At 71.7% G+C, this 24771-nt stretch carries 19 protein-coding genes and 1 pseudogene; 8 read left to right on the top strand and 12 right to left on the bottom strand.

All coding sequences use genetic code 11. The features are described 5' to 3' along the window. Nucleotides 1-16: 16 nt before the first annotated feature. Nucleotides 17-1024: a T3SS effector HopA1 family protein gene (locus ACFWY5_RS36945; protein ID WP_379617901.1), complete on the top strand. Its 1008-nt coding sequence runs from the start codon at nt 17-19 to the stop codon at nt 1022-1024. On the opposite strand, the gene ACFWY5_RS36940 is transcribed toward ACFWY5_RS36945, so the two are convergent. Genes ACFWY5_RS36940 through ACFWY5_RS36930 form a run of 3 tightly spaced genes read right to left on the bottom strand, consistent with a single transcriptional unit; the run spans nt 1021 to nt 3742 of the window. Next, nucleotides 1021-1446 (bottom strand): hypothetical protein, encoded by a 426-nt coding sequence (locus ACFWY5_RS36940; protein WP_379617899.1) that lies wholly within the window; start codon nt 1444-1446, stop codon nt 1021-1023. The genes ACFWY5_RS36945 and ACFWY5_RS36940 overlap by 4 nt on opposite strands. Before the next feature lie 5 nt (nt 1447-1451). Then, the gene (locus ACFWY5_RS36935; protein WP_379637524.1) at nt 1452-2303 is read right to left on the bottom strand and encodes a PmoA family protein; all 852 of its coding nucleotides are present in this window, start codon (nt 2301-2303) and stop codon (nt 1452-1454) included. Between the two features lie 41 nt (nt 2304-2344). Further along, on the bottom strand, nt 2345-3742 hold the full coding sequence (locus tag ACFWY5_RS36930; RefSeq protein ID WP_379637523.1) for a dihydrolipoyl dehydrogenase family protein: 1398 nt from the start codon (nt 3740-3742) through the stop codon (nt 2345-2347). Nucleotides 3743-3789: 47 nt separating this feature from the next. Between ACFWY5_RS36930 and ACFWY5_RS36925 the strand changes: the two genes are divergently transcribed. Further along, on the top strand, nt 3790-4932 hold the full coding sequence (locus ACFWY5_RS36925; protein WP_379637522.1) for a methyltransferase: 1143 nt from the start codon (nt 3790-3792) through the stop codon (nt 4930-4932). Nucleotides 4933-5062: 130 nt separating this feature from the next. Here the strand turns inward: ACFWY5_RS36925 and ACFWY5_RS36920 are convergent, their stop codons facing one another. The 3 genes from ACFWY5_RS36920 to ACFWY5_RS36910 all read right to left on the bottom strand — a co-directional run bounded on the left by ACFWY5_RS36920 (nt 5063) and on the right by ACFWY5_RS36910 (nt 9353). After that, complete coding sequence (locus tag ACFWY5_RS36920) at nt 5063-6787, bottom strand: cation acetate symporter (protein WP_379637521.1); 1725 nt, start codon at nt 6785-6787, stop codon at nt 5063-5065. Then, entirely contained in the window at nt 6784-7236 is a 453-nt protein-coding gene (locus ACFWY5_RS36915) for a DUF485 domain-containing protein (RefSeq protein WP_379617889.1), read from the bottom strand. Before ACFWY5_RS36915 ends, ACFWY5_RS36920 begins: the two co-directional genes overlap by 4 nt. 386 nt (nt 7237-7622) lie before the next feature. Beyond that, nucleotides 7623-9353 (bottom strand): L-aspartate oxidase, encoded by a 1731-nt coding sequence (locus ACFWY5_RS36910; RefSeq protein ID WP_379637520.1) that lies wholly within the window; start codon nt 9351-9353, stop codon nt 7623-7625. 128 nt (nt 9354-9481) lie between these two features. Here ACFWY5_RS36910 and ACFWY5_RS36905 point away from each other — a divergent pair, with 128 nt between their 5' ends. Together ACFWY5_RS36905 and ACFWY5_RS36900 are read left to right on the top strand one after the other, a co-directional pair. Next, a complete protein-coding gene (locus tag ACFWY5_RS36905) occupies nt 9482-10354 on the top strand; it encodes an RNA polymerase sigma-70 factor (RefSeq protein ID WP_379637519.1) in 873 nt (290 codons plus the stop codon). 141 nt (nt 10355-10495) lie between these two features. Continuing rightward, on the top strand, nt 10496-11341 hold the full coding sequence (locus ACFWY5_RS36900; RefSeq protein ID WP_379637518.1) for a sugar nucleotide-binding protein: 846 nt from the start codon (nt 10496-10498) through the stop codon (nt 11339-11341). On the opposite strand, the gene ACFWY5_RS36895 is transcribed toward ACFWY5_RS36900, so the two are convergent. The 4 genes from ACFWY5_RS36895 to ACFWY5_RS36880 all read right to left on the bottom strand — a co-directional run bounded on the left by ACFWY5_RS36895 (nt 11320) and on the right by ACFWY5_RS36880 (nt 17757). After that, nucleotides 11320-11862 carry an RNA 2'-phosphotransferase gene (locus ACFWY5_RS36895; protein ID WP_379637517.1) on the bottom strand — a complete coding sequence of 181 codons (543 nt, stop codon included), beginning with the start codon at nt 11860-11862 and terminating at the stop codon, nt 11320-11322. The two genes, ACFWY5_RS36900 and ACFWY5_RS36895, sit on opposite strands and share 22 nt — an antisense overlap. Beyond that, nucleotides 11862-12677 (bottom strand): PIG-L family deacetylase, encoded by an 816-nt coding sequence (locus ACFWY5_RS36890; protein ID WP_379637516.1) that lies wholly within the window; start codon nt 12675-12677, stop codon nt 11862-11864. Before ACFWY5_RS36890 ends, ACFWY5_RS36895 begins: the two co-directional genes overlap by 1 nt. A gap of 11 nt (nt 12678-12688) precedes the next feature. Then, the gene (locus ACFWY5_RS36885; RefSeq protein WP_379637515.1) at nt 12689-16303 is read right to left on the bottom strand and encodes a hypothetical protein; all 3615 of its coding nucleotides are present in this window, start codon (nt 16301-16303) and stop codon (nt 12689-12691) included. Nucleotides 16304-16641: 338 nt separating this feature from the next. Continuing rightward, nucleotides 16642-17757 (bottom strand): ROK family protein, encoded by a 1116-nt coding sequence (locus tag ACFWY5_RS36880; protein ID WP_379617873.1) that lies wholly within the window; start codon nt 17755-17757, stop codon nt 16642-16644. Here ACFWY5_RS36880 and ACFWY5_RS36875 point away from each other — a divergent pair. From ACFWY5_RS36875 to ACFWY5_RS36860, 4 genes and pseudogenes are all read left to right on the top strand, one after another. Next, nucleotides 17757-18809 (top strand): annotated as a pseudogene (locus ACFWY5_RS36875) (ABC transporter substrate-binding protein); the annotation flags it as partial. The gene ACFWY5_RS36880 and the pseudogene ACFWY5_RS36875 overlap by 1 nt on opposite strands. A 290-nt stretch (nt 18810-19099) precedes the next feature. Beyond that, nucleotides 19100-19936, top strand: coding sequence for a carbohydrate ABC transporter permease (locus ACFWY5_RS36870; RefSeq protein WP_379617868.1), 837 nt, complete (start codon nt 19100-19102; stop codon nt 19934-19936). Beyond that, complete coding sequence (locus ACFWY5_RS36865) at nt 19926-20759, top strand: carbohydrate ABC transporter permease (protein WP_379617866.1); 834 nt, start codon at nt 19926-19928, stop codon at nt 20757-20759. The genes ACFWY5_RS36870 and ACFWY5_RS36865 overlap by 11 nt, the downstream gene beginning before the upstream one ends. An 11-nt stretch (nt 20760-20770) precedes the next feature. Then, a complete protein-coding gene (locus ACFWY5_RS36860) occupies nt 20771-22111 on the top strand; it encodes an alpha-L-fucosidase (protein ID WP_379637514.1) in 1341 nt (446 codons plus the stop codon). 27 nt (nt 22112-22138) lie between these two features. Here ACFWY5_RS36860 and ACFWY5_RS36855 read toward each other — a convergent pair whose 3' ends face one another. Continuing rightward, a complete protein-coding gene (locus tag ACFWY5_RS36855; protein WP_379637513.1) occupies nt 22139-23527 on the bottom strand; it encodes a tetratricopeptide repeat protein in 1389 nt (462 codons plus the stop codon). A 20-nt stretch (nt 23528-23547) separates the two neighbouring features. Next, nucleotides 23548-24729 carry a S8 family serine peptidase gene (locus tag ACFWY5_RS36850; protein WP_379637512.1) on the bottom strand — a complete coding sequence of 394 codons (1182 nt, stop codon included), beginning with the start codon at nt 24727-24729 and terminating at the stop codon, nt 23548-23550. Nucleotides 24730-24771: the final 42 nt, after the last annotated feature.

Raw genomic sequence — 24771 nt, 5'->3', positions numbered from 1 at the left:
TAGAAGGAGGCGCGCCATGCCCGCCCACGGCAACGCCGGGAACCGGCGGAACAACAACACGCGTACCCGCCGCCGCAGCACGGGCACCACCCCGGCCGCGAACCTGCGCCGCCCGCGCGGCGGCGTGACCAAGAACAGGCGGCTCACCTCGGTGCCCGCCTGGACCGACACCGAGCGCCAGACGCTCAGCTCCGACGCCGACAAGCGGGCGCTGCGCGCCGTCTACAACCGCTTCTACCAGGGCCAGGACCGCCGTCTCTCCACGGCGGCCGCGGACACCGTCAGCACGACGAAGGTCTACAACTTCGTCACCATGGCCGACAACGGCTATCTGAACCGCGGCGTCGACAAGGCCGCGATGCGCCGGTTCAGGGACGACGGCGGCAGAGTCTACGAGGTCAAGCCCCAGAGCCGCGGCGCCTTCGACGCCGTGCTCGACTCCGGGGGCGGCTACTTCCGCGTCAGGAACCTCGGCGCCGACCGCGACGACGCCACGCTGGACGGCAAGGCCCGGCGCATCGTCGTCAACGTCAACAACCAGGAGGCCGCGCTGCGCATAGGCCGGAACCTCACGCGCCTCTACTCCGACCCCCAGATCTCACGATATTTCCGCCAGTTCAAGATGTACGCCTCAGGCAAGGACCAGCAGGGCGTCCCCGCCAAACACGACAAGATCGTGATTTATTACGCCATGCGGGACAACAACGCGCCCCAAGACCAGGTCGGCAACCGCATCGTCGAGGTGCTGGAGGAGTCCGTCGGCCCCGAGGACCTCGACGACACGCTCGCGCCCTTCTACCGTCGCCTCGCCCCGGGCATCGGCTGGTCGCACGAGCCCGCCCGCTACCTGAAGAGCCTGAAGAAGGACAACCCCAGCTTCACCGAGGCACGCTCGGAGGTCATCGCCAACGCCATGCTCGCCCACCCGCAGGTCAAGACCGCGCAGGAGTTCTACGACATGATCAACGCCGCGCTGCTCAACGCCAAGGTCGACCCGAGCCGGCCCCACCGCCAGGGCAGCTAGTCGGGCGCCCAGTACTTCTCCAGGACCTTCTCCAGGTCCCTGACCACCGGGGACCAGGTCTTGGTGAGCTGGTACTTGACGACGCGGTGGCCGCGGTACTTCAAGGTGTACTTCAGGAAGTCGGCCCCCTGCGGGCGGGCCTGCGACCTGCCCAGCTTCAACCGCTTCAGGTGGGCCTTGAGCGTGCGCCACTCCGCCCTGGTCAGGCATTTGTCGACGGTCGGGCCGGTGCGGCGGCTGAGCCGTACGCAGGAGTTGGTGTAGACCCTCACGCGGTCGTTGAACCCCGCGAAGCCGCCCTCCCTGCGCAGCTCCACGAGCAGCTTCTTCTGCTGTACGGCCACCGCCTGCGCGGGCAGGCCGAGCCCGGCGACCAGGCCCAGCAGCAGCACCGGCAAGAGGATGAGGCGCCAGATCTTCATACTCCTTAGACGCGCGGCGGCGCCGCCCGGCTCACGTGTTCCTCGATCCGTTCGCGTTCCCACGCGCCGTTGCCGACGACCAGGGCGTAGGCGAGGTCGAGGGTGGCCTCCGGCGGGAGCCGTACCTCGTCGTGGAAGGCGATCGACGGGTTGACCGCCGGGAACCACGCGTTCCTGGCGAACCACGTCTGGCCCGGCTCGCTCAGGAACAGCAGCGTCGAGGCGCGGTCCACCTCGTCGTGCCTGCCGGTGTAGGCCAGCCAGGGGGCGTTCTGGCCCATCATGTCCTCGCCCGACCTGCCGTCCGATGACAGGATCGTGCCGCCGGTGAGGTCGCGCGGGCCGCGCCAGAACAGGCCGCTGTAGCCGGCGAGGGGGCGGCCGTGCGTCGTCGGGCTGCCGAACATCAGGTCCGCGCCGCGCACGTTGCGCAGCGAGGTGGCGAAGTCGAGCCGCCACCACGACTCCTCCACCGTGACGCGGAAGCGGCGGGTCTCCTCGACCCACCGCTCGCCGGCCCGCGTCCACCAGGTCAGCCGTTCGACGCCGGGGGAGAGCCACTCCTCGTGGCGCATGGTGCCGTTGTTGTCCCGCTGGATGTAGCGGGCCTGGTCGTGGACGTACGTGCCGCCGCCCCAGAAGTTCTGCCCGGACAGGTGGGAGGCGGTCATCTGCAGGCCCTTGTGCCAGCGGTGGTCGTGCGGGCGGTAACCCGTGACCACGTCGCCGTCCAGGGTGCGCAGCGGGTGGAAGTACGGCTTGGGGGACTCCTCGACGGGCATGTCGGGACGGTAGACGTAGCGGAGGATCTCAACGCCGCCCGCCTCATGGATCAGCTCGGAACCGGTGTCCTTCACGGCGGTGATGCTATCCGCTGGGAAAGCGGTTTCCAAGGTGTCTAGAGCCCGTACTCCTCCAGCAGGCGCAGCCACACCTCGCTGACCGCGGGGAAGGACGGGACCGCGTGCCACAGCTTCTCCATCGGCACCTCGGCCGTCACCGCGATCGTCGCCGCGTGCAGCAGCTCGCCCACGCCGGGGCCGACGAACGTCACGCCGACCGGCACCTTGCGCGACTCGTCCACGACCATCCTGGCCCGCCCGGCATAGCCGTCGCCGAGCAGGTACGCCCCCGCCACCGAGGCCATGTCGTAGTCCACCACCCGCACGTCCATCCCCTGGCGCCGGGCCGCCTGCGCGGTCAGGCCCACCGAAGCGGCCTGCGGGTCGGTGAAGACCACCTGCGGCGCCCCGCGCCCGTCCGCGCTGTCGCGCAGCGCCGGGCCGTCGTCCGGCTCGCCCGCCGCGCGCGCCGCGATGACGTCGCCGCACACCCGCGCCTGGTACTTGCCCATGTGGGTGAGCAGGCTGCGCCCGTTGACGTCGCCGACCGCGTACAGCCAGTCGAAGCCCGGCACCCGCATGCTGTCGTCCACCTCGATGGGCCCCTCGGCCGCCAGGCCCACGCTCTCCAGCCCCACGTCGCCGACGGCCGCCTCGCGCCCGGTCGCCACCAGCAGCTCGTCGGCCTCCACCGCCGAGCCGTCCGCCAGGTGCACGGTGACCGGCCCGCCGTCCACCGGCCGTTCCACCCGCTCCACCGACACGCCGGTACGCAGGTCGATGCCCGACTTCCGCAGCGAATCGGCCAGCAGTTCCCCGGCGAACGGCTCCATCCTGCCCAGCAGCCCGCCGCGTACCAGGAGCGTCGTCTCGCGTGCGCCCAGCGCGTGCAGCGCCTGTGCCATCTCGCAGGCCACCACGCCGCCGCCCAGCACGACCAGGCGCTCGGGCACCTGCCGTACCGTGGTCGCCTCCCGGTTGAACCACGGGCGCGCCTGCGCCAGGCCCGGGATGCCGGGTACGACCGGGACGCTCCCGGTCGCCAGCACCACCGCGTGCCGGGCACGCAGGCGGGTCACCGTACCGTCTGCCGCGGTGACCTCCACCTCGCGCGGGCCCGTCAGCCGCCCGCGGCCGCGCACCAGCGCGGCGGGAAGCTTCTCCACCCACTCCACCTGACCGCTGTCGTCCAGGCCGGAGATCGCCTCGTCGCGCCGGGCCAGCACCGCGGCGACGTCCACCGGGCCCGTGCTCAAACCCGGCACCCGCGACACCTCGGCCGCCAGCTCCATCGGGCGCAGCAGCGCCTTGCTCGGAATGCAGGCGTAGTAGGAGCATTCGCCTCCGGCCAGGTGCTCCTCCACGACCGCGGCGCTCAGCCCGCCGCGTACCGCCCGCCCGGCCACGTTCTCCCCCGCCGGTCCGGCGCCGATGACCACCACGTCCACGTCCACACGCGGCTCCCTTCTCGTCGGCCACCCACGCTAGCCTGAAACGCACGATGAACCGTTTGACCACGTCACGCGGCGAGCTTGAGCTCACCCGCCACCCAGAGGACCCTCGCGACCCGCTGCGCGCGTGGGACGCCGCCGACGCCTACCTGCTGCGCCACCTCGGCGAGCCCTCCGATCCCGGCCAGGTGGTGATCGCCTTCGACCGGTGGGGCGCCCTGGCGACCGCGCTGGCCGCCTACCGGCCCACCCAGATCTCCGACTCCCACCTCGCCCAGGAGGCCACGCGCGCCAACCTCAAACGCAACGGCGTGGACGCCGACGCGGTCCGGCTGCTGTCCACCCAGGACGATCCGCCGCCGCACGTCGGCACGCTGCTCGTGCGGGTGCCCAAGAGCCTGGCCGTGCTGGAGGACCAGCTCCACCGGCTGGCGCCGTCGCTGCGTCCGGGCGCGGTCGTCGTGGGGGCCGGGATGGTCAAGGAGATCCACACCTCGACGCTGCGGCTGTTCGAGACCATCATCGGGCCCACGCGGACGTCGCTGGCCGAGCAGAAGGCCCGGCTGATCTTCAGCACGCCTTCTTCCCCCGCGGGTGGCGGGAATCCCTGGCCGCTGACCTACGCCCTGCCGGACGGGATCGGGCCCGCCTCCGGGCGTACCGTGGTCAACCACGCCGGAGTCTTCTGCGCCGACCGGCTCGACGTCGGCACCCGCTTCTTCCTCGCCCACCTGCCCCGCACCACCGGCCCGGTCACCATCGCCGACCTGGGCTGCGGCAACGGCGTCGTCGGCATGTCGGCGGCCCTGGACAACCCCGAGGCCACGATCGTCTACGCCGACGAGTCACACCAGGCCATCGCGTCGGCCCGGGTCAACGCCCCACAGGGGGCCGCGCGCTTCCTGCTCGCCGACGGCCTGACCGGTGTGGATCCGGGCTCGGTCGACCTCGTACTCAACAATCCGCCCTTCCACACCCACCAGGCCGTCGGCGACGCGACCGCCTGGCGGATGTTCACGGGGGCGCGGCGGGCCTTGCGGACCGGGGGAGAGCTGTGGGTGATCGGCAACCGGCACCTCGGCTACCACGTCAAGCTGCGCCGGATCTTCGGCAACTGCGATGTGATGGCCAGCGATCCGAAGTTCGTGGTGCTGCGCGCACGAAAGGGCCGGCCTTCCCACTCGACGCCGTAGCGGGCCGTAGGGAACTTCCCGGCTACGACGGATGCCCCAACGGCGGGACCTCTACCACGCACAGTCCACCCACGCCGTCCGCCTCACCGCGTCGTCGTGTGGTCACCGGCATCGCACGCCCGGGCGTACATCATGGTGAATCTCCCTTCGGCGTGTCGGTCTGGGTGCCTTCGGGATGGCGGAGCCCCGGTGCCTTCTTCCTTCCGCCGTCCTTCCGCCGCCTGCGGCTGCGCCGGGCGGGGGCGCGGTGGGAGCCGGTGCCGGTCAGCGAGCGTACCGACAGCTCCTGGTAGCGCTCCGGATCCACCTTCTCGTCGCTGAGCAGCGTCCCCAGCACCGCGCACAGGAACCCGAACGGGATCGAGACCAGCCCCGGGTTCTCCAGCGGGAACACGTGGAAGTCCACCCCGGCGGGCAGCAGCGACAGCGACCGTCCCGACACCGGGTCCACCTTGCCGGAGACCACCGGCGACAGCACGACCAGGAGCACCGACGCCCCGAGCCCGCCGTAGATCCCGGCCACCACCCCGCTCGAGTTGAACCGCCGCCAGAACAGCGACAGCACGATCGCGGGCAGGTTCGCCGAAGCGGCCATCGCGAACGCCAGCGCCACCAGGAACGCCACGTTCTGGTGCCGGGCGATCACCGCCAGCCCGATCGCCAGCAGCCCGATCACACACGAGGAGAACCGGGCCACCGCCACCTCCTGCGACTCCCTCGGCCGCCCGAACATCAGCACGTGCCCGAAGTAGTCGTGCGCCAGCGAGGTCGAGGAGGCCAGCACCAGCCCCGACACCACCGCCAGGATCGTCGCGAACGCCACCGCGCCGATGAACGCCAGCAGCACGTCACCGCCCAGCGCCCGCGCGAGCTGCAACGCGGCGGCGTTGCCCGCCGGGTCCTGGGCGGTGATGGCGTCCTGCCCCACCAGCGCGGTCGCGCCGAACCCCAGCGCCAGCGTCATCAGGTAGAAGACGCCGACCAGGCCGATCGCCCAGTTCACCGAGGTACGCGCCGCCCGCGCGTCCGGCACCGTGAAGAAGCGGCTGACGATGTGGGGGAGCCCGGCGGTGCCCAGCACCAGCGCGAGCGCCAGGCTGATGAAGTCGAGCTTGTTGACCAGCGTCCGCAGCGGATCGCCGGCGACCTCCTTGCCGAACCGGCCGCCGGGCTGCAGGAATCCGGCGTGGCCGCTGTTGCGGGCGGCGGCGCCGAGCATGTCGCTGAGGTTGAAGCCGAACCGGCTGAGGATCATGACCGTCAGCACCGTGGTGCCGCCCATGAGCAGCACCGCCTTGATGATCTGGACCCAGGTGGTGCCCTTCATGCCGCCGAACATGACGTAGACGATCATCATGGCGCCGACCGCGACGATCGTCACGATCTTGGCGGTGTCGGTGGAAACGCCGAGCAGCAGGGATACGAGCGCGCCCGCGCCGACCATCTGGGCGAGCAGGTAGAAGACGGACACGGTGACGGTCGAGGTCACGGCCGCCGTTCTGACGCGGGGCTGGCGCCGTACCCGATAGGACAGGACGTCGGCCATGGTGAAGCGGCCCGCGTTGCGCATCAGCTCCACCAGCAGGAGCGTGAGCAGCCAGGCGACGAGGAAACCGATCGAGTACAGGAAGCCGTCGTAGCCCGACAGCGCGATGATGCCCGCGATGCCGAGGAAGGAGGCGGCCGACATGTAGTCGCCGGCCAGCGCGAGGCCGTTCTGGGCGCCGGAGAAGGCTCTGCCCCCGGCGTAGTAGTCGTCGGTGCCGCGGGTGTTGGCCCTGGCCCAGAACGTGATGACCAGCGTGATCGCGATGAACAGGACGAACAGTGTGAACGTCAGCGCCGGTCCCATCATGGGCGGCCTCCCCGTGTCCTGCGATGGGCGGCGGTACGGCGCGGCGGCGCCCAGCTCTCGATCCGCCGGCGCTCGGCCGCCAGCCGTTCGGCGTGCTCGCGCTCCGCTTCCATGGCGGCGGCCTCTTCCCGGAGCTGCTCGGACAGGGGGTCGAGCATGCGGCGGGCATAGCGTGAATACCGCCAGGCCAGGGCGAAAGTGGACACGAACTGCAGGACTCCCAGCAGCAGGGCCACGTTGATGTTGCCGACCACCGGCCGGGCCATGAACTCCCGGGCGAAGGCCGACAGCCAGATGTAGAGGAAGTACCAGCCCAGGAACGAGGCGACGATCCCGATGGCCAGCCGATAGAACCTCGTCCGTAGTAACCGGAACCTCCGGTCTTGCGCCAGGCCCGCGTACCACCCCCGCGGAGCCCCGGCGCTGCGATGCCGCGCCTCCCCCACCATCACTCCTACCTGGTTGTGACATTCTGTGGCGAGTTGACTCCACAGTGATACGAACGATAGGGGCCCCAGGCTGGTAATTCCGGCGATTGGCGGGATTGCCCAAGAGCGCGGACTTCGCGCTTCGGGGGCTCAGGCTGTGTTCCCGCCCGAAGGGCATGGTCTTCGCAATAGGGCGCTTCGCGCTTCGGGCTCAGGTTGCGTCCCATTGGGGCTCCGCCCCAAGCCCCGCCCGAAGGGCATGGGCTTCGCAGAGAGGGCGCTTCGCGCCTTGGAGCTCAGGCTCCGTCGCCTTGGGGCTCCGCCCCAAACCCCGGTCAACCGCTCGCGCCCAAGGGCACCGGGAACGGTTGATGACCAGGCGCGGCAGGTGGTCATGAACCGTGCTTCTACTCGACGAGTTTCCCCTCGCTGGAGACCTCGCGCATGAGCGCGGCGATCTCCGTGGGAATCGCGGGGATGGCCTCCCTCTCCACCGATCCGGGGCCGGACCACACGAGGTTGACCTGCAGGGCCGGGTCGAGCTCGGGGTAGTCGGAGCGGTTGTGGCAGCCGCGGGTCTCGCGGCGTTCGAGCGCGGTCTCGATCGTCGCGCGGGCGGACAGGGCGGCGGACTTCAGGTCGAACGCGTGCGCCAGATCCTGGAATCCGGCGATGTCCGGGTGCACGCCGACCTCGCCGATGCGCGTCTCCAGCGCGGCGAGTTCGTCCAGGCCCTTCAGCAGCCCGGCTTCGTCGCGGACCACGCCGGCGTGCTCCGTCATGATGTCCCGCAGGGCGCGCTGCAGGGCCCGCACGTTCTCGGGCCCGTCGGCGGCCAGGAGTTCGTCCACCTCTGCCCGCGCTTCGCCGAGCGCCTCGGCCGAACGGCGCTGCGCGGCCAGACCGGCGGAGTAGGCGGCCGCCTCCTGGCCGACGATGCGGCCGAAGACGAGCAGCTCGATGAGCGAGTTGCCGCCGAGGCGGTTGGCGCCGTGCAGGCCGCTGGCGGCCTCGCCGATCGCGTACAGGCCGTCGACCCCGGTGCCGTGGTCCTCGGGCCGCACCCAGACGCCGCCCATCGAGTAGTGCGCGGTGGGCGCGATCTCGATCGGGTCCTTGGTGATGTCGAGCATCTGCAGCTCCATGAGCGTCTGGTAGACGCGCGGCAGCCGTTCCATGATCGTCTGCCGGGGGAGGTGCGACACATCCAGCCAGACGCCGCCGTCCGGGGTGCCGCGCCCTTCCTTGATCTCCGTGTACGCGGCCAGCGCGATCCTGTCACGTGTCGACAACTCCATGCGGTCCGGGTCGTAGCGCGACATGAAGCGCTCACCGAGGTGGTTGCGCAGGATGCCGCCTTCGCCGCGGGCGGCTTCGGAGACGAGGGTGCCGGCGGCGTTCTCGGGGGCGATGAGGCCGGACGGGTGGAACTGCACCAGTTCGGGATCGCGGATACGGCAGCCGGCGAGGCTGGCCAGGCGGAAGGAGTCGCCGGTGTTCTCGTCGCGGCGCGAGGAGGTGCGCCGCCAGATGCGGGTGTGGCCGCCGGCCGCCAGGATGACCGCGTCGGCGTGGATGACGTAGCGGCGGCCGTCGTTCAGGTCGAAGCCGTACGCGCCGAAGACCGCGTTGTCCTTGACCAGGATGCGGGTGATGTAGGCGGTGTCGAGGACGGGGATGTCGAGCTGCGCCGCCCGGTTGATCAGGGTGCGCTGGATCTCCAGCCCGGTGTAGTCGCCGGCGTAGGCGGTGCGCCGGAAGGTGTGGGCGCCGAAGAAGCGTTGCGAGATGCGTCCATCCTGCTCGCGGGCGAACGGCATGCCGTACCGCTGAAGATCTTCGATGCCCCGCGCGGCCCCTTCCGTGACAATCTGGACGGTGTGCGGGTTGGCGAGAAGGTAGCTCTCCTTGAGGGTGTCGGCGGCGTGCTGCTGCCAGCTGTCCTCGGGGTCCATCGTGGCCAGTGCCGCGTTGATGCCGCCGGCCGCGAGCGAGGTGTGCGCGTCCGCCTTCGGCCGTTTGCCCACCGCCACAACGCTGACGCCGCGCTCGGCGAGCTCGATCGCGGCCCGCAACCCGGCCCCTCCGGTGCCGATGACCAAGACGGATGTGGCGATCCGGTGCTCTGGCGAATACATGGCGCTCCCTTAACCGCATCTGCGAAGAACAGTTCCTAATGTAATGACCTGATGCCGGCGTGATTCGTGACGTTGGCGCTGGTGAGAACGGTCACACTCGGCCACCGGCGCCGGGCGGGGGGAGAAAAGTGGAGGATCTCGACGAGGCCCTGGCGGTATTCGACGGCGTGCGGTCGCGCCTGTTCGGGATCGCCTACCGGATGCTGGCCAGCGTCACCGAAGCCGAGGACCTGGTCCAGGACGTCTGGCTACGCTGGCAGGCCTACGACCGCTCCACGGTGGAGAGCCCCAGCGGGTTCCTGGCGACGATCACCACGCGGCTGGCGATCAACGCCGCCCAGTCCGCCCGCGTACGCCGCGAGACCTACCTCGGCCCCTGGCTGCCCGAACCCGTCGACACCGCCGCCGACCCCTACCTGGGCGCCGAGCGGGGCGAGGCTCTGGAGTTCGCGGTTCTTTTGCTTCTGGAACGGCTCTCGCCGCCCGAACGCGCCGCCTATGTGCTGCGCGAGGCGTTCGACTACCCGTACCGGGAGATCGCCGAGATCGTCGAGCTGAGCGAACCGGCGGTCCGCCAGCACGTCAGCCGCGCCCGCAAACACCTGCGGGCCGGGCGCCGGGCCGCAGTCACCGCGGCCGAACAGCGCAGACTGCTGGAGGCCTTCGTCACCGCCGCCCGCTCCGGAGAGCTGGAGGCGCTGGAGAAACTGCTCGCGGCCGATGTGACCAGTTACTCCGACGGGGGCGGGGCCGCGCGCGCGTCCCGGTTTCCGGTGGAGGGCGCTGTGCGGGTGGCGAAGTACGTCAAGGCGTTCGCCGGCCACTTCTGGGTGGGGGTGGAGGTGGCATGGGCGAACACGAACGGCCAGACCTCGGCCATGCTGACCCGCGACGGCCAGGTGTTCACGGTTCTCACGATCAACGCCACGCCGGACGGTATCGACCAGGTGCTGTGGATGATGAACCCCGCCAAGCTCCGCGGAGTGGAGCCAAAGGCCTGAGCCTCTCATACGGAAGATCATCGCACCTTCCATCCGGCGGACCTCGCCCCGGTCGAGGGGGTCGCCGGGGTGGAGGGAGTCTCGCGGCACCTGTGGTCGCGGTGGGCCGGCGTCGCGCGGGAGGCTCTACGGTGGCCAGCCATGAGAATCATCATCGTCGGCGGTAGCGGCTTCCTCGGCGGTGAGCTCGCCCGGCGGGCCGTGGCCGCCGGGCATCAGGTGGCCGCCACCTATCAGACCCGCCCCGGCCGGGCGGAGGGAGCCGAGTGGCTGGAGCTCGACGTGCGCGACCGTGCCGCCGTCGCCGGCCGGATCGCCGCGTTCGGCCCCGACGTGGTGGTCAACGCCGCCTACCGGCCCGCGGACTGGACGGCGACGGCGGTGGGCGCCGCTCATGTGGCCGGCGCGGTGTCCGGCAGCGGCGGGCAGCTGGTCCATGTGTCCAGCGATGCCGTCTTCTCCGGTAAGGCGGTCGTCTATGCGGAGACGAGCGTCCCCGACCCGATCAGCCCGTACGGGGCGGCGAAGGCGGCGGCGGAGGTGGCCGTGCGGGCGATCGTCCCCGCGGCGGCGATCGTGCGGACGTCCCTGATCATCGGGGACGGCGGTTCGTCGCACGAGGCGTTCGTCCACGCGCTGGCGGCGGGGCGGGAGGGCGTGTTGTTCACCGACGACGTGCGCTGCCCCGTGCACGTCGGAGATCTCGCCGCCGCGCTCCTGGAGCTCGCCGGTCCCGACGCGGTGGGGGTTCACCATGTCGCCGGTGCGGACGCGGTGAGCCGGTACGAGCTGGGGTGCCTGGTCGCGCGGCGGGACGGGCTCGATCCGGCCCGCCTGCCGGCCGGCAGGCGCGCCGCCACGGATCTGGGCGGGCCGCTCGATGTGCGGCTGGACTGCCGGCTCACGCAGGCGCGGCTACGAACCCGGCTGCGCGGTGCGCGCGAGTTCTTGAGACCTTCGCCGGGTCAGGCCGGGAAGCGGAGGTAGACCGGCGGCACGGTCGTGGCGAGCCACACGCCGTTGGCCGTCAGGTGGAAGTCATGACCGGAGGCGTGCATGGCGGCGGCGTCCACGACGAGGATGACCGGACGCCCGCGGCGGGCGCCCACGCGCCGGGCGGTCTCGCGGTCGGGGGAGAGGTGCACGTGGTGGCGGTTCATGGGACGCAGGCCCTCGGTCCTGATGGCCGGCAGGACCCGGGCCACCGTGCCGTGGAACAGGACCCCGGGTGGCGTCGCGACGGGCAGGTCCAGGTCGACGGGGATCGAGTGGCCCTGGTTGGCGCGGATCCGGCCGTCCTCGACGGTGAAGCGGCGCTTGTCGTTCCGGGCGACGGCCTCGTCGAGCTCCTGCCTGGTGATCGGGAAGTCGTGGGCCGCGGCGGCGGCCAGGAACGTGCCGACGTCCGTCCAGCCGTTGGGGTCGAGCTCCAGGCCGATCCGGCCGGGCTCGTGCCGCAGGTGCTTGGACAGGTACTTCGAGACGCGCACCAGCCGCCGCTCGTCCATCAGCGCAGCCCGGCGAACAGGTCGTCCTCATGGTCGGGGGCCTCGACCGTGGAGCTGACGCGGATGAAGGCCTCGTGGGAGAAGGCCATCCTCTGCGCCTCCTCGGGCATCTGCAGGACGAAGATGCTGTCGCCCTGGCTGGCGTGCGCGCGCAGCGCCTTCAGCTTGCGCTCCACCACCGCGGAGCCGTCCACGACGGAGGTGATGAGCTCGTCGGGGGTGCCGAAGCCGGCGTCGGGGTCGAAGTCCTCGCCGAAGTCGACGCCGGCCGCCTTCATCTGCTCGAACATCTCGCGCATCCGCGCGCGGGGGATGGCGGTGTAGTAGAACTTCGCCGGGATGCCCGTGCTCTTGGCCGCGGCGACCGCGACGCGGTGGGCCTGGATGTGGTCGGGGTGGCCGTAGCCGCCGTTCTCGTCGTAGGTGACCACGACCTGCGGGCGGTAGCGCTCGATCAGGGCGCTCAGCTTGGCCGCGGCCTCCTCGACCGGCACGTTGGCGAAGGAGGAGGCGTCATGGTTGGCGTCCCAGCCGTCCATGCCGGAGTCCTGGTAGCCGAGCAGCTCGACGTGGGTGATGCCCAGGTGCCCGGCCGATTCGCGCAGCTCGGCCAGCCGCTGCTGGGCCACGGCGGCGGCGTCATGGCCGTCCTGGCCCGGCTTCACCCCGCCCACGCCGTCGCCCTGCTCCCCGTTGGTGCAGGTCACGAGGACGGTGCGGATGCCCTCGTCGGCATAGCGCGCGAGGATGCCGCCGGTGCTCAGGACCTCGTCGTCGGGGTGGGCGTGTACGGCCATCAGCGTCAGTTGGTCCATGAAGGTGGAGCCTACTCGGCAAGCCCGACAAATCCCGCGCCGGTCTCACACGGCGGCCGGTACGGCAGGCCGGGAAAGTGCACCGCCCATTCCGCCGCGGTGATCCGTGGGAAGGCGGCTTCGCACAACCGGGCGGCCAGCCGTACCGTGCCGGTCTCCCAGACCAGCGCCGTGCGGTCGTGACTGCCGGTCGCCACGGTGTGGCCGTCGGGACCGAACGCGACGGAGGAGACCCCGTCGGCGTGCGCGCTCAGCGAGGCCACCTCCACGGGACGGCGGCGGTCGGCCAGGTCCCACAGACGCAGCGAGCGGTCGTTGCCCGTGGTGGCCAGCGTGCGGCCGTCCGGGCTGAAGGCGACCATGGAGACGCTGCCGGTGTGGCCCTTGAGCGCGGCCAGCGCGCGGGCGCGCGCGGGGTCGGTGACGTCCCACAGGCGCGCGGTGCGGTCGAAGCTCGCCGTGGCGAGGGTGCGGCCGTCGGGGCTGTAGGCGAGGGAGTTGATGCCGTCGGCGTGGCCGGTCAGCGTGGACAGGGGGATGGGGCGGCTCAGGTCGGTGACGTTCCACAGCCGGGCGTCGTGGTCCCAGCCGGCGGTGGCCAGGGTGCGGCCGTCGGGGCTGAAGGCGAGCGTGTTGACGCCTTCGGCGTCGGCCGTGAAGCCGCCCGTACGGCGGGGCCGGCGGGGGTCGCGTACGTCCGTGAACCGCACGGTGGTGTCGAGGCTCGCGCTGGCCAGGGTGGTGCCGTCGGGGGAGAAGGCGACGGCGTTGACGTTGGCGGTGTGGCCGGTGAGCGTCGCGAGCGGCCCGGGGCGGGCGGCGACGTCCCAGAGCCGGACGGTGCGGTCGTAGGCGGCGGTGGCCGCGACGGCGCCGCCCGGGCTGAACGTCACCCCCCAGACGGCGGCGTCGTGGCCTGTCAGGACGGTGCGCTGCCGGGTGCGACCGGGTTCGGAGACGTCCCACAGACGCAGCGCGCGGTCCTCCCCGACGGTGGCGAGCGTGCGGCCGTCGGGGCTGAAGGCCAGCCAGTAGACGCCGCCGGTGTGCGCGGTCAGCGCGGGGTGGGGCAGGTCCCAGAGCCGGACGGTGTAGTCGTCGCTGGCCGAGGCCAGCGTGCGCCCGCCGGGGGCGAACACGGCCGAGACCGCGTTGCCGGTGTGGCCGGTGAACGTGGTCAGGGCCCGGGGCTCGTCCGGGTCGGTGACGTCGGTCAGGCGCACGGCGTCGTCGTGCCCGGCGCTGACGAGCGTGCGGCCGTCGGCGCTGAAGGCGACCGAGCGCACGATCTCCTCGTGGCCGCCGGCGCGCGCCTTAGCCCGCGCGCGGGTCCCGGCGACCTGCCAGAGGCGGACGTCGCCGTCGTTGCCCGCCGTGGCGAGCAGGCGCCCGTCCGGCCGGTACGCCACCCAGGCCACGGGCCCGGTGTGCCCGCGCAGGGAAGCGGGCCAGTCGGGGTCGGCCAGATCCCACAGCCGGGCGGTGTGGTCGAAGCTGCCGGTGGCCAGCGTGCGCCCGTCGGGGCTGAACGCCACCGACACGACGGCGGCCCCGTGACCTCGCAGGCTCGCCGCGACCCGCGGCCCGGCGACGTCCCACACCCGGGCGACGCGGTCGTCGCCCGCCGTGGCCAGGAGCCGGCCGTCGGGGCTGAAGGCGACCGCGTTCACGTTGGCGTCGTGCGGCAGTACGGCCGACGCCGGCCGCCCGGGATCGGCGAGGTTCCACAGGCGTACCGTGTGGTCCCAGCTCGCGGTGGCGGCCAGCCGGCCGTCGGGGCTGAAGGCGGCGGCGTTGACGTTGCCGCGGTGCCCGCTCAGCACGGCCAGCCGGCGTGGCCGGTGCGGATGGGTGATGTCCCAGAGCTGCGCGGTCCGGTCGCGGCTCGCGCTGATCAGGCTGCGGCCGTCCGGGCTCACCGCGACCGAGTTGACCCGGTCGCTGTGGCCGGTGAGCCGGGTGGCGTACGGGGTGGCGAAGACGCGCAGCAGGCTGTTGCGCGCGTCCTCGGTGGGTGACAGGCGGTAGGCGGCCAGGCTGAGCTGCGCGGACAGCGCCGGGTCCGTCTGGCGGAGCCGGTCGGCCGCGGCGGCGACCTTCTGCGAGAGGGCGAGGTCACGCTGGCGGGTGGCGGCCTGTTCGGAGCGGACGGCGTAGATCGTGGTGGCCGTGGTCAGCATCACCAGGACGGCGAGCAGCGCCGTGAGCCGCCGCAGGCGCCGGGCCCGTCGCCGCGCCGCGGCCTGGTCCTCGGCCGCCGCGGTGGCGCTGGCGGCCAGGAAGTCGCGTTCGCGCGGCGACAGCAGCGGACGGTGCGCGGCGGCCCATTCCAGGGCGACGGCCAGCCGGGTGCCGCGGTGCAGCGCGGCGTGGTCCCTGGCCTCTTCCTCCCACGCCTCGGCGGCCTCGGTGATCTGGCGGTGGACGCGCAGGCCGTCGCGGTCCTCGGCCAGCCAGGCGCGCAGGCGGGGCCACGACCTGATCAGCGCTTCGTGCGCGATCTCGACGGCGTCGCCGTGCAGGGTGATGAGCCGGGCGCGGGCCAGCGCCTCGAGCACCCCGGCGGCCCGCGGGTGGTCGAGCTCGCCGCGCGAGATGCGGCGCCTGGTGTCCTCTGTGCCCTCGCCGAGCGCGGTGAGCCGGAGGAAGATCTGCCGGACCAGCGCCTGCCCGTCCGCGCCGAGCGCGTTGTAGACGGCCTCGGAGCTCTGGGCGACGGCGCGTTCGATGCCGCCGGTGGCCTCGTATCCGGTCAGGCTGACGGTGTTGCCGCGGCGCCGCCGCCAGGTCTCCAGCAGCGTGTGGGACAGCAGCGGCAGCACGCCCGCCTGACCGGTGGCGTCGGCGACCAGCCGGGAGACCAGCGCGGTCTCGACCCGGTAGCCCAGGTCGACGGCCGGTTGCGTGATCGCCCGGTGGAGTTCCTCCGCGGTCATCGGGCCGACCAGGACCTGCGCGTCCTGCAGGACCTCGGCCAGATCGGGGTGCTGGGCGCAGTGGTGGTAGAAGTCGGTGCGCACGCCGATGACCACGCGGGTACGGTTGCCCGGATCGCCCGCCGCGGCCACCAGCGCCGCGATGAAGGCGGCACGCTCCGCGGGGTCCTGGCACAGGGTGAACACCTCTTCGAACTGGTCGGCGACCAGCACGAAGTCCTGCTCCGCGCCCTCCATGGCCACGACCTGCCGGGTCAGCGGGCCGAGGCCGGCGGGCCGTTCGGTCAGATCCCCGAGCAGCCCGCCGGGCGCGACGCCGAGCATCGCGCCCAGGCCGGTCGCGTACGCGCGCAGCGGATGGGCGCCCGGGGTCAGCACCAGCGAGGGCCGCCCGGCGAGCGCGGGCAGCAGTCCCGCGCGCAGCAGCGACGACTTGCCCGATCCCGACGCCCCGAGCACCGCGACGAACCGCCGCTCCGACACCATCGTCCGCACCCGCTCCACGAGCCGCTCCCGTCCGTGGAAGCGCTCGGCGTCCTGCTGCCCGAAGGCCGCCAGTCCGAGGTACGGCGCCGCCGCCCCGTCGGCCGGCTCCTCCGGGGCCAGCTCATCGGCCAGCCCGTACCATCGGGCCCGCCATTCCCGGAGGTCCCCGCCGCACGAGGCGACATAAGCCAGCGTTACCGACAAACTCGGAAGTTTACGGCCCCCGGCGGCCTCAGAAAGGGTACTGGCCGAATAATGCGCGCGTTCGGCGAGTTCCCGGTACGACGGCGTCCCGGCCTTTTCCCTGAGTTTCCGCAGATCCGCCGCGAACCGCGATAACCCATCGTCAGCCGGGCCCAGCGGACGCTCCTGGCGAGGTATCGTCGCCCCCCTTGTCGATGGGCCAGCGGCATTCATTGTTCAGCGGTTGATGTTCGGTGTCCAGCGGTGAGACCGGACACCCCCTTTACTCCAATACATCGACATCAACCCCGGCGAGCTCAAGGGATACCGCTGATTACAACGTGCCCGCCGCCCCGCGGTCAGCGGGCGCCGACCGTGGCGGCGAGCACCAGGCAGGCGGCGCCGATGGCGTGGGCGCTGTCGTCCCACGGCCGCACCGAGATCTCCAGGCCCGACAGCACTCCGCCCTCCACCGCGGGGCGGAATCCCGGCTCCAGATAGGGCCACAGCACATGGCTCTCACCGATGACCGTGAGGGCCCGCACCGCCAGCACGTTCACTATCCCGGCCGCCGCCCTGCCGAGCGTGGCTCCCGCCTCGGCCATCAGGTCGCGGATGCCGGGCGTGCCGGCCAGCGCGAGCGCGTGCAGCTCGTCCACGGCCACCGCCCGTGAGGTCAGCCCCCGCTCCAGCGCCCGCGCGGCCAGCGCGTAGTCCGCGGCGTAGGTCTCCACGCAGCCGCGCCGCCCGCACACGCACGGCGGGCCGAGCGGGTCGACGGGCACGTGCCCGAACTCCCCGGCCACGCCGTCCGGTCCCCGGTGCACCCGCCGGCCGAGCACGATGCCCATGCCGACGCCGCCGCCGACGGCCAGCACGAGGAAGTCGTCGTGGTCGCGCCCGGTGCCGAACAGCAGCTCCGCCGTGGTGCTGGCGCGCGTGTCGTTGTCGATCAGCACGGGGACCGGCAGCAGCTCGGCCAGGCGGGGGCGCAGCGCCAGGTCCGACCAGCCGAGGTGGGGCGAGAGCCGTACCACTCCCTTGGCGGGGTCGATCACGCCGGGAACGGCGAGCCCGACGCCGCGCACGCGCTCGCCCGCGCCCGGCTCGCCGAGCACCTCCAGGCACATCTTGGCCAACTGCTCCACGGGTTCGTGGCGCGGGTCGAATGGCTGGGTGAAGCGGCGCACCTCGCTGCCGTTGAGCCGCATGAGCACGCCCACCACGTGCGTGTGGTGCACGCGCAGCCCGAGCGTGTAGGCGGCGTCCGGCAGCACCTCCAGCGGTACACGTGGCCGGCCCCGCCCGCTCACCTGTGGAGCGAGTTCTCGCAGGTAGCCTAGGTCGATGAGCCTCCGCGTGTGCTCGGTGACGGTGGCCGCACCGAGCCCAAGGCGGGCCGCGATCTCCGAGCGGTTGAGCGGCTCCCGCCCGAGCATGGCCAGGATCTCCGCCCTGACCAGATCTTCGCGCAATGTTCCTCCTGCCCCTTGACGTCCTCGGCCGACCAAGCCTAGGGTCCACGACCATAATAATTTCGTCGCCGAAATTAAGGAAACCGCACATGAAGGGCTTTCTGGCAGCGGGGCTCGCGCTCGTCCTCGGAGCCACCGCCTGTGGCGGTGGCGGTGCATCTGGTACGGCGGGCGGCGCCAAGCAGGACGACGGCACGATCACCCTCGACTGGGAGATGTGGGCGGGCAGCGAGGACGAGAAGGCCCAGCTGGACCACCTCGCCAAGCTCGTCACGCAGCAGAACCCCAAGGTCAAGATCGCGCTGCGCACCGCGCCGTTCAACGATTACTTCACCAAGCTCCAGACGGAGTTCGCCGCCGGCAAGCAGGCGTGCATCGTCTCCATGCAGAGCCTGCGCCTCGGCGCCTACGCCGACCTCATGGAGCCGCTGACCGCCCCCGACGGGTTCGCGCCGGCCTCGCTGGAGGCGCTGAAGATGGGCGGCAAGCAGCTCGCCCTGCCGTACGACCTGGCCTCGATGCTCGTCTACTACAACAAGGACGCCTTCGCGAAGGCCGGGCTGCCCGAGCCGAAGGCGGGCTGGACGGTCGCCGACTTCGAGAAGGCCGCGAAGACCCTGTCGAGCGGCGGCAAGGCCGGGTTCGGCATGTCGTTCTCCGACCTGCACACGCTGTCGCTGCTGCTGTCCTACAACGGGGCCGCGCCGGTCACCCAGGACGTCAAGCTGCAGCTGGACAGCCAGCCGATGGTCGACGCCCTCACCTGGTACGCGGGCCTGGCCAAGAGCAAGGCCGGCAGCGTGCCCGCCTCCTCGGCCGAAGGCGGCTGGGGCGAGACGCAGTTCGTCAACGGCAACGCGATGATGGCCGTGGACGGCTCCTGGAACCTCGGCTCCCACATCAAGGACGCCAAGTTCGCCGTCGGCCTCGCGCCGCTGCCCGCCGGGCCGGGCGGCTCCAAGACCTACGTCGCCGGCTCCGGCTTCGGCGTGGCCAAGAGCTGCCCCTACAAGGCCGAGGCGATCAAGGCGGTCGAGACGCTGACCGGCAAGGACGCCCAGGCCTACCTCGCCGGCGTCGGGCGCGGCTTCCCCTCCCGCACCGAGCAGCAGGCCGGCTACGAGGAGTTCCTGGTCAAGCAGGACGCCGGCAAGGCCGCCGACGTCAAGGCGGCCATGGGCGCGGTCAGGGAGGGACTGGACGGCGGCACCCCGCTGTTCACCACCAAGAACTGGGACAACGTCAACAAGCTCATGGCCCAGTACTTCCTGCAGGTCTACACCGGGGCCCAGGCGCCCAAGGACGCCCTGGCCACCATCCAGCAGCAGGGAGCGCGCGGCCAGTGAGGACTCGGGAGACGTGGAGCGCGCTCGGGTTCGCCACCCCGAGCGTGCTCGGCCTCGGGCTGTTCACGCTGTTCCCCGTCGGCATGGCCGTGGTCATGAGCTTCTTCGACTGGCCGATGCTGGGCGGCAGCGAGTTCATCGGGCTCGACAACTTCCGCTACCTGTTCGGCGAGGACCCCGACTTCCTGGCCGCGTTGCGTAACACGTTCGTCTTCACCGGCCTGTACGTGCCGCTGAACATCCTGCTCGCGCTCGGACTGGCCTTCTGGATCAGCAACTCGCGCTGGCAGAACCTGTGGCGGGTGCTGTTCTTCATCCCGGCGATCACCCCGATGGTGGCCAACGCGGTCATCTTCAAGCTGCTCTTCCAGCTCGTCGGCACCGAGCCGAACCTGCTGGCCGACGGCCGTACGGCACTGCTGTCGGTGGTCGCGATGAGCGTGTGGCAGGGCTTCGGCTACAACATGATCGTGTTCTCGGCGGCGATCAACGAGATGCCCAAGCCGGTGCTGGAGGCGGCGTCGCTGGACGGCGCCACCGGCCTGCGCCGCCTGGTGAGCGTGCAGTTGCCGCTGATCTCGCCCGCGCTGTTCTTCGCCACCACGATGACGGTGATCACCGCGCTGCAGGTGTTCACGCAGCCGTACATCCTCACAGCCGGCGGTCCCGGCAACGCCACCGAGACCCTCGTCATGAACGTCTACCAGGCCGGCTTCCAGTCGCGTGACCTGGGCCTGGCCGCCGCGGCGGCATGGGTGCTGTTCGCGATCATCCTGGCCGTCACGTTCGTGCAGTTCCTCGGCCAGAAGCGGTGGGTGCACTATGAAAGTTAAGAGCCCCCTGAAGAGCGCCGTCTCGCACGCCCTGCTGGCCGCGGTCACGCTGGCCTTCCTCTACCCGCTGATCTTCGCCGTCGCCACCGCGCTGAAGCCGGCCGGGGAGACCTTCTCCGACCCCGGCTCGCTCGTGGGCTCCTCGATCCGCTGGCAGAACTTCGCCGACGTCTTCACCTACGTGCCCTTCCAGCGCTACATCCTCAACGGGGTGCTGGTCGCCGGCGTCGGCACGCTCGTGGTGCTGACCGCCTCCGCGCTGTCGGCCTACGCCTTCGCCGCGCTGCGCTGGCGCGGGCGCGACGGCGTCTTCCTGATCTTCCTGGCCACACTGATGGTGCCGCAGGAAGTGCTGGTCGTGCCCATGTTCATCCTCATGCAGTCGCTCGGCTGGGTGGACACCTACCAGGCGCTGATCTTCCCGTGGGCGTTCACCGCGTTCGGCACGTTCCTGCTGCGCCAGTTCTTCCGCTCGGTGCCGCGCGAGATGCAGGAGGCCGCCCGCATCGACAGCGCCGGCGAGTTGCGCATCTTCACCCAGATCATGCTGCCGATGGCCCGGCCGGCGCTCGGCGTGCTCGCCGTCTTCACCTTCATCAACTACTGGAACAGCTTCCTGTGGCCGCTCATCATGATCAACGACGTGAGCGCGCGGGGCACCGTCCCGCTCGGCCTGCAACTGTTCTTCGGGCAGAACGGCAACCAGTGGCACCTGGTCATGGCCGCATCCATCGTCTCCATCCTGCCGACCCTGCTGCTGCTCATCGCCCTGCAGAAGCACCTGGTCAAGGGCATCGCCACCGCCGGCCTGGCCGGCCGCTGAAAGGATCGGTCTTGCTGCAGTTCGACCGCCGTGTCGGGCCCGACCTGGGCGTCACCTACCCGTCGCGGGAGGTCCCCGCGTGGTTCAGGGACGCCAAGTTCGGGGTGTTCGTCCACTGGGGCCTGTACTCGGTGCCCGGATGGGCCAGCCCCCGGCTGCCGGGGCAGAACGTGCCGGCGGAACTCGAATACAGCCACCACCAGTACGCCGAGTGGTACGCCAACACCGTCCGCATCCCCGGCTCGCCCGCGCAGGACTTCCACGAGCGCAGGTACGGCGTGGGCGTCTCCTACGAGGACCTCGCCGACGTCTGGACCACCGAGGCGTTCGATCCGGCCGGATGGATGCGGCTGTTCGCCGAGTGCGGCGCCCGCTACGTCGTGCCCACGGCCAAGCACCACGACGGCTTCTGCCTCTGGGACACCGCCACCACCCCGTTCAACAGTGTCCGCCGCGGCCCGCGCCGCGACCTCATGGCCGCCATGGCCGAGCAGGCCAGGGCGGCCGGGCTGCGGCTCGGCTTCTACTACTCCGGCGCGCTCGACTGGCACGTCTCGCACTTCCCGCCGATCCGCTCGCTCACCGACCTGTTCACGCTGCGGCGCAACGACGAGGCCTTCGCCCGCCACTCCTTCGAGCAGGTGGCGGAGCTGGTCGACCGGCACGCCCCCGACCTGCTGTGGAACGACATCGACTGGCCGGACTCGGCCAAGGCGGGCGGGCCGTACGGGCTGAGCGAGCTTTTCGAGCGCTACTACGCGCGCGTGCCCGACGGCGTGGTCAACGACCGGTGGGGGGTGGCGCACCTCGGCTACCGCACGCGCGAGTACCAGTCGGAGTCGCGCACCTCGCCGTGGGTGTGGGAGGCGACGCGCGGGCTCGGCCAGTCGTTCGGCTACAACCGGGCCGAGGACGAGCGGCACCTGCTCGGGCGCGAGGAGCTCGTGCACCTGCTGGTGGACACCGTCGCCAAGAACGGCAACCTGCTGCTCAACATCGGGCCGCACGCCGACGGGTCGCTGCCGGGGGATCAGGTGGAGCGGCTGCGGTTCCTGGGGGAGTGGCTGCGGGTCTTCGGCGGTGCGGTCTACGGCACCCGTCCCTGGGTACGGCACGCCGAACCGGCCGGTCAGCCGGTGCGCTACACGCTGCGGCCCGACGGCACGCTCAACGTGATCGTGCTGGACCCGGGGGCCGGGGCGTTCACCTTGGCCGGGGACCTGGTGGAGTCGGCGCGGGCCACGGGGTCGTGGGAGGACGGGCCGGTCAAGGTTGACTCGTCCGGAAATATCGAGATTCCCGGGGGTTTGCGGGGGTTGCCGGCGGCCGTTCTCACCGTGCGGGCGCCCTAGCCGCCGCTCTCACCGCGCGGCCCGGCGTCAGGCCTGCCGTACCAGCTGATCGGCTTTGAGGCGGGCGGCGGCCGCGGCGGCGCGCTCGCCGAGCTGCTCGGCCAGCGCGCCCTGCTTGAGCCAGTTGAACGGGCTGCACGGACGCACCCCGATGCGCTCGCTCAGCAGCACCCTGGCCACGTCCCTGCGGCCGCCGCGCAGCGCCGCCTCCAGCAGGGTCTTCTGCACGGCGTCGCGCTGCGCGTGGCTGCCGCCGAACTCGTTGATCCGGTGCCGGATCGGATACAGCAGATCCACCACCGTCTCGTACGCGCCGCGGCCGAAGGCGGCGATCGCCCGGCAGACCGGCAGGCCGACCCGGGCGGTCATCTCCTGGTTGGTGACCCCCGGGCGCGGTTCGGCGAGGTAGCGCTGCCGGTCGGCGATCAGCTTGTCCGCCTCCCGGAAGCGGCCCGAGCCGGTGTAGGCCATGACGGCGTGCATGTCGTTGAAGGCGTAGAAGGCCTCGCCGGCCTTGGGGGTCCAGGCGTCGGCGAGGGCCTGCCAGCGCTCGTGCCGTATGTCGCCTTCGAGGTAGAGCCGCCACAGCAGCGCCGCCGCGTCCAGCAGCTCCATCGCGCCCTGGCCGCCGGCGAGCACGGCGTCGTAGATCTCCAGGGCCCGCCCGGTGTCTCCGGCTTCGAGCGCGTACAGGGAGTAGTGCCACCAGTTGTGCACGTTGAAGAACGTGCCGGTGGACCAGTCGTCCAGCCGGGCGTCCATGTAGCGCACGCCCTGGCCGAAGCGGCCCTGCATCTCGTAGGTGTGCACGACCGCGTGGATGCCCCAGACGTCGCGGGCGTTGAGCTCGACCGCGCGCAGGCCCACCTCCTCCGAGCGGTCGTAGTGGCCCGCCTCCTCCAGCCCGAAGGCGTACATGCCCAGCACGTGCCCGTAGTGCCGGTCGTCCTCCGACCAGCCGGTCAGCGCGCCGCCGATCCGGTCGCGCAGCGAGCGGGCGTCTCCGGTGAAGAAGTCGACCTGATGACCGGCGGCAAGGGCGAGCGCGTCGCGCGGGTGCGCCTCGGTGATCGCCTGCAGCCGGGTCCCGCAGGTGCGGAAGTCACCGTCCAGCAGGGCCTGCACCGCCTCCACGTGTGCCCGCTCCCTCGGCAGCAGGAGGCTCTCGTCGGCGCGGGCGCGGAAGCCCGCGAAGCGCTCGCGGGCCGCCCTGGCGTCGTCCGCCTCGGTGGTGAGCAGCCCGAGGTAGGCCTGGAGCACATGGCCCATCGCGAACGCGGGCTCCGCCTCGACGGCCGCCGCCGCGTGCCCGTCCACCTCGATCTGGAAGTGGAGCAGCGCGTCGACGGCCTGGTCGTAGTGCCGGACGGCGGCGCCGGATCCCGTGGTCGCCAGTCCATGCTGATCCGTGGTCATATCCCCTAAACTAGTGGGTATTACGGCGGGCAGAGTGCCAGGCCCGCGCCGATGTCGGCGATGTCGGCGTCCGGTACGAACCCCGTGCCGGTGGCCGCGGCCAGCAGCCGGTTGGTGACCATCGAGGCGCGCGCGACGGAGGCGGACGGCAGCGCGTCGCGCAGCTCCTCCCACCACAGCGCCGCGACCCCCGCCACGTGCGGAGCCGCCATGCTGGTCCCGTTCTTGGCCGACAGCCCGCCGCCCAGCCGGGCCGAGAACACGTCCTTGCCCGGCGCGCACACGTCGGCGAAGGTGTTGGAGAACCGGGTCACGTCCAGCAGCCCGTCCACCTTCTGCAACGCGCCCACCGCCAGAACCCCGTCGGCCGCCGACGGCAGCTCGGCCCCCACCTCGAACGCCGGGTTCACCTCCCGCATGCTCGAGTTGCCGGAGGCCGCGATGACCAGCGTGCCCTTGTCCACGGCGGAACGCTCGGCCAGCATCCGCATCAGCGAGTCGAACAACCGCAGGTTGGCCCGGTAGGCCTCCAGCGCCCGCGCCGTGGCCAGGAAGACCGGCAGCCCCTCGGCCACGTCCTCCTCGACGGCCTTGGTGAACGCGAACGACACCGACATCGTGATCACGTCCGCGCCCTGCCGCGCGGCCCACAGAATGGCTTCGAGCAGCGCGTCCGTGGTCCCGCCCCCGGAGTCCCTGATGACCTTGCCGATGAGCGCCTTCCCGATGCCCGGGGCGACGCCGATCCTGATGCCCTCCACCGGCCGCCCGAACACGGTGCCCGCCACGTGCGTACCGTGGCCGCGTTTGTCGCCGTTCCCGTCGCCGGTGAAGTCCTTCTGCACGAGCTCCATCCCCGCGAACGCCGTGTGCCCCGCGTCGATGCCCGAGTCCAGCACCGCGACCAGCGATCCCTCGCCGGTCCTGCTGGAGCCCGGGGCCCCGACCGCCGCGACACCCCACGTGACATCGGTGGGGGCGGGCGGCTCGTCGCCGTCCACGTCGATCGGCAGGCCGATCGGCATCGCCGGGGCCAGGGCCGCCACACCCGGTTCCGCCGCCAGCGCGCGGGCCTCCCGCTTGCTGAGGTCGAGCGTCTCCAGATGCGGCTCACCGGGCCCGCCACCGGTCCGCCGCGCCTCCAGCGGACCCGCGGTGAACGTCCGGGTCAGGTCGCGCAGCACCACGTATCTGTCGCCCATCACTTCCGCCTTTCCGAAGGTATGGGCACAGCCTGGGCGAGG

It is taken from the genome of Nonomuraea sp. NPDC059007 (assembly GCF_042740555.1).
Taxonomy (GTDB): domain Bacteria; phylum Actinomycetota; class Actinomycetes; order Streptosporangiales; family Streptosporangiaceae; genus Nonomuraea.
The sequence above is the reverse complement of the archived record's forward strand: the minus strand, read 5'-3'. Positions and strand labels throughout refer to the sequence as shown.

Bases quoted from the DNA above. Each gene is read 5' to 3' on its own strand.
- ACFWY5_RS36945 (WP_379617901.1), top strand. From the start codon at position 17: ATGCCCGCCCACGGCAACGCCGGGAACCGGCGGAACAACAACACGCGT.
- ACFWY5_RS36940 (WP_379617899.1), bottom strand. From the start codon at position 1,446: ATGAAGATCTGGCGCCTCATCCTCTTGCCGGTGCTGCTGCTGGGCCTG.
- ACFWY5_RS36925 (WP_379637522.1), top strand. From the start codon at position 3,790: ATGAACCGTTTGACCACGTCACGCGGCGAGCTTGAGCTCACCCGCCAC.
- ACFWY5_RS36920 (WP_379637521.1), bottom strand. From the start codon at position 6,787: ATGATGGGACCGGCGCTGACGTTCACACTGTTCGTCCTGTTCATCGCG.
- ACFWY5_RS36915 (WP_379617889.1), bottom strand. From the start codon at position 7,236: ATGGTGGGGGAGGCGCGGCATCGCAGCGCCGGGGCTCCGCGGGGGTGG.
- ACFWY5_RS36910 (WP_379637520.1), bottom strand. From the start codon at position 9,353: ATGTATTCGCCAGAGCACCGGATCGCCACATCCGTCTTGGTCATCGGC.
- ACFWY5_RS36900 (WP_379637518.1), top strand. From the start codon at position 10,496: ATGAGAATCATCATCGTCGGCGGTAGCGGCTTCCTCGGCGGTGAGCTC.
- ACFWY5_RS36895 (WP_379637517.1), bottom strand. From the start codon at position 11,862: ATGGACGAGCGGCGGCTGGTGCGCGTCTCGAAGTACCTGTCCAAGCAC.
- ACFWY5_RS36890 (WP_379637516.1), bottom strand. From the start codon at position 12,677: ATGGACCAACTGACGCTGATGGCCGTACACGCCCACCCCGACGACGAG.
- ACFWY5_RS36865 (WP_379617866.1), top strand. From the start codon at position 19,926: ATGAAAGTTAAGAGCCCCCTGAAGAGCGCCGTCTCGCACGCCCTGCTG.
- ACFWY5_RS36855 (WP_379637513.1), bottom strand. From the start codon at position 23,527: ATGACCACGGATCAGCATGGACTGGCGACCACGGGATCCGGCGCCGCC.
- ACFWY5_RS36850 (WP_379637512.1), bottom strand. From the start codon at position 24,729: ATGGGCGACAGATACGTGGTGCTGCGCGACCTGACCCGGACGTTCACC.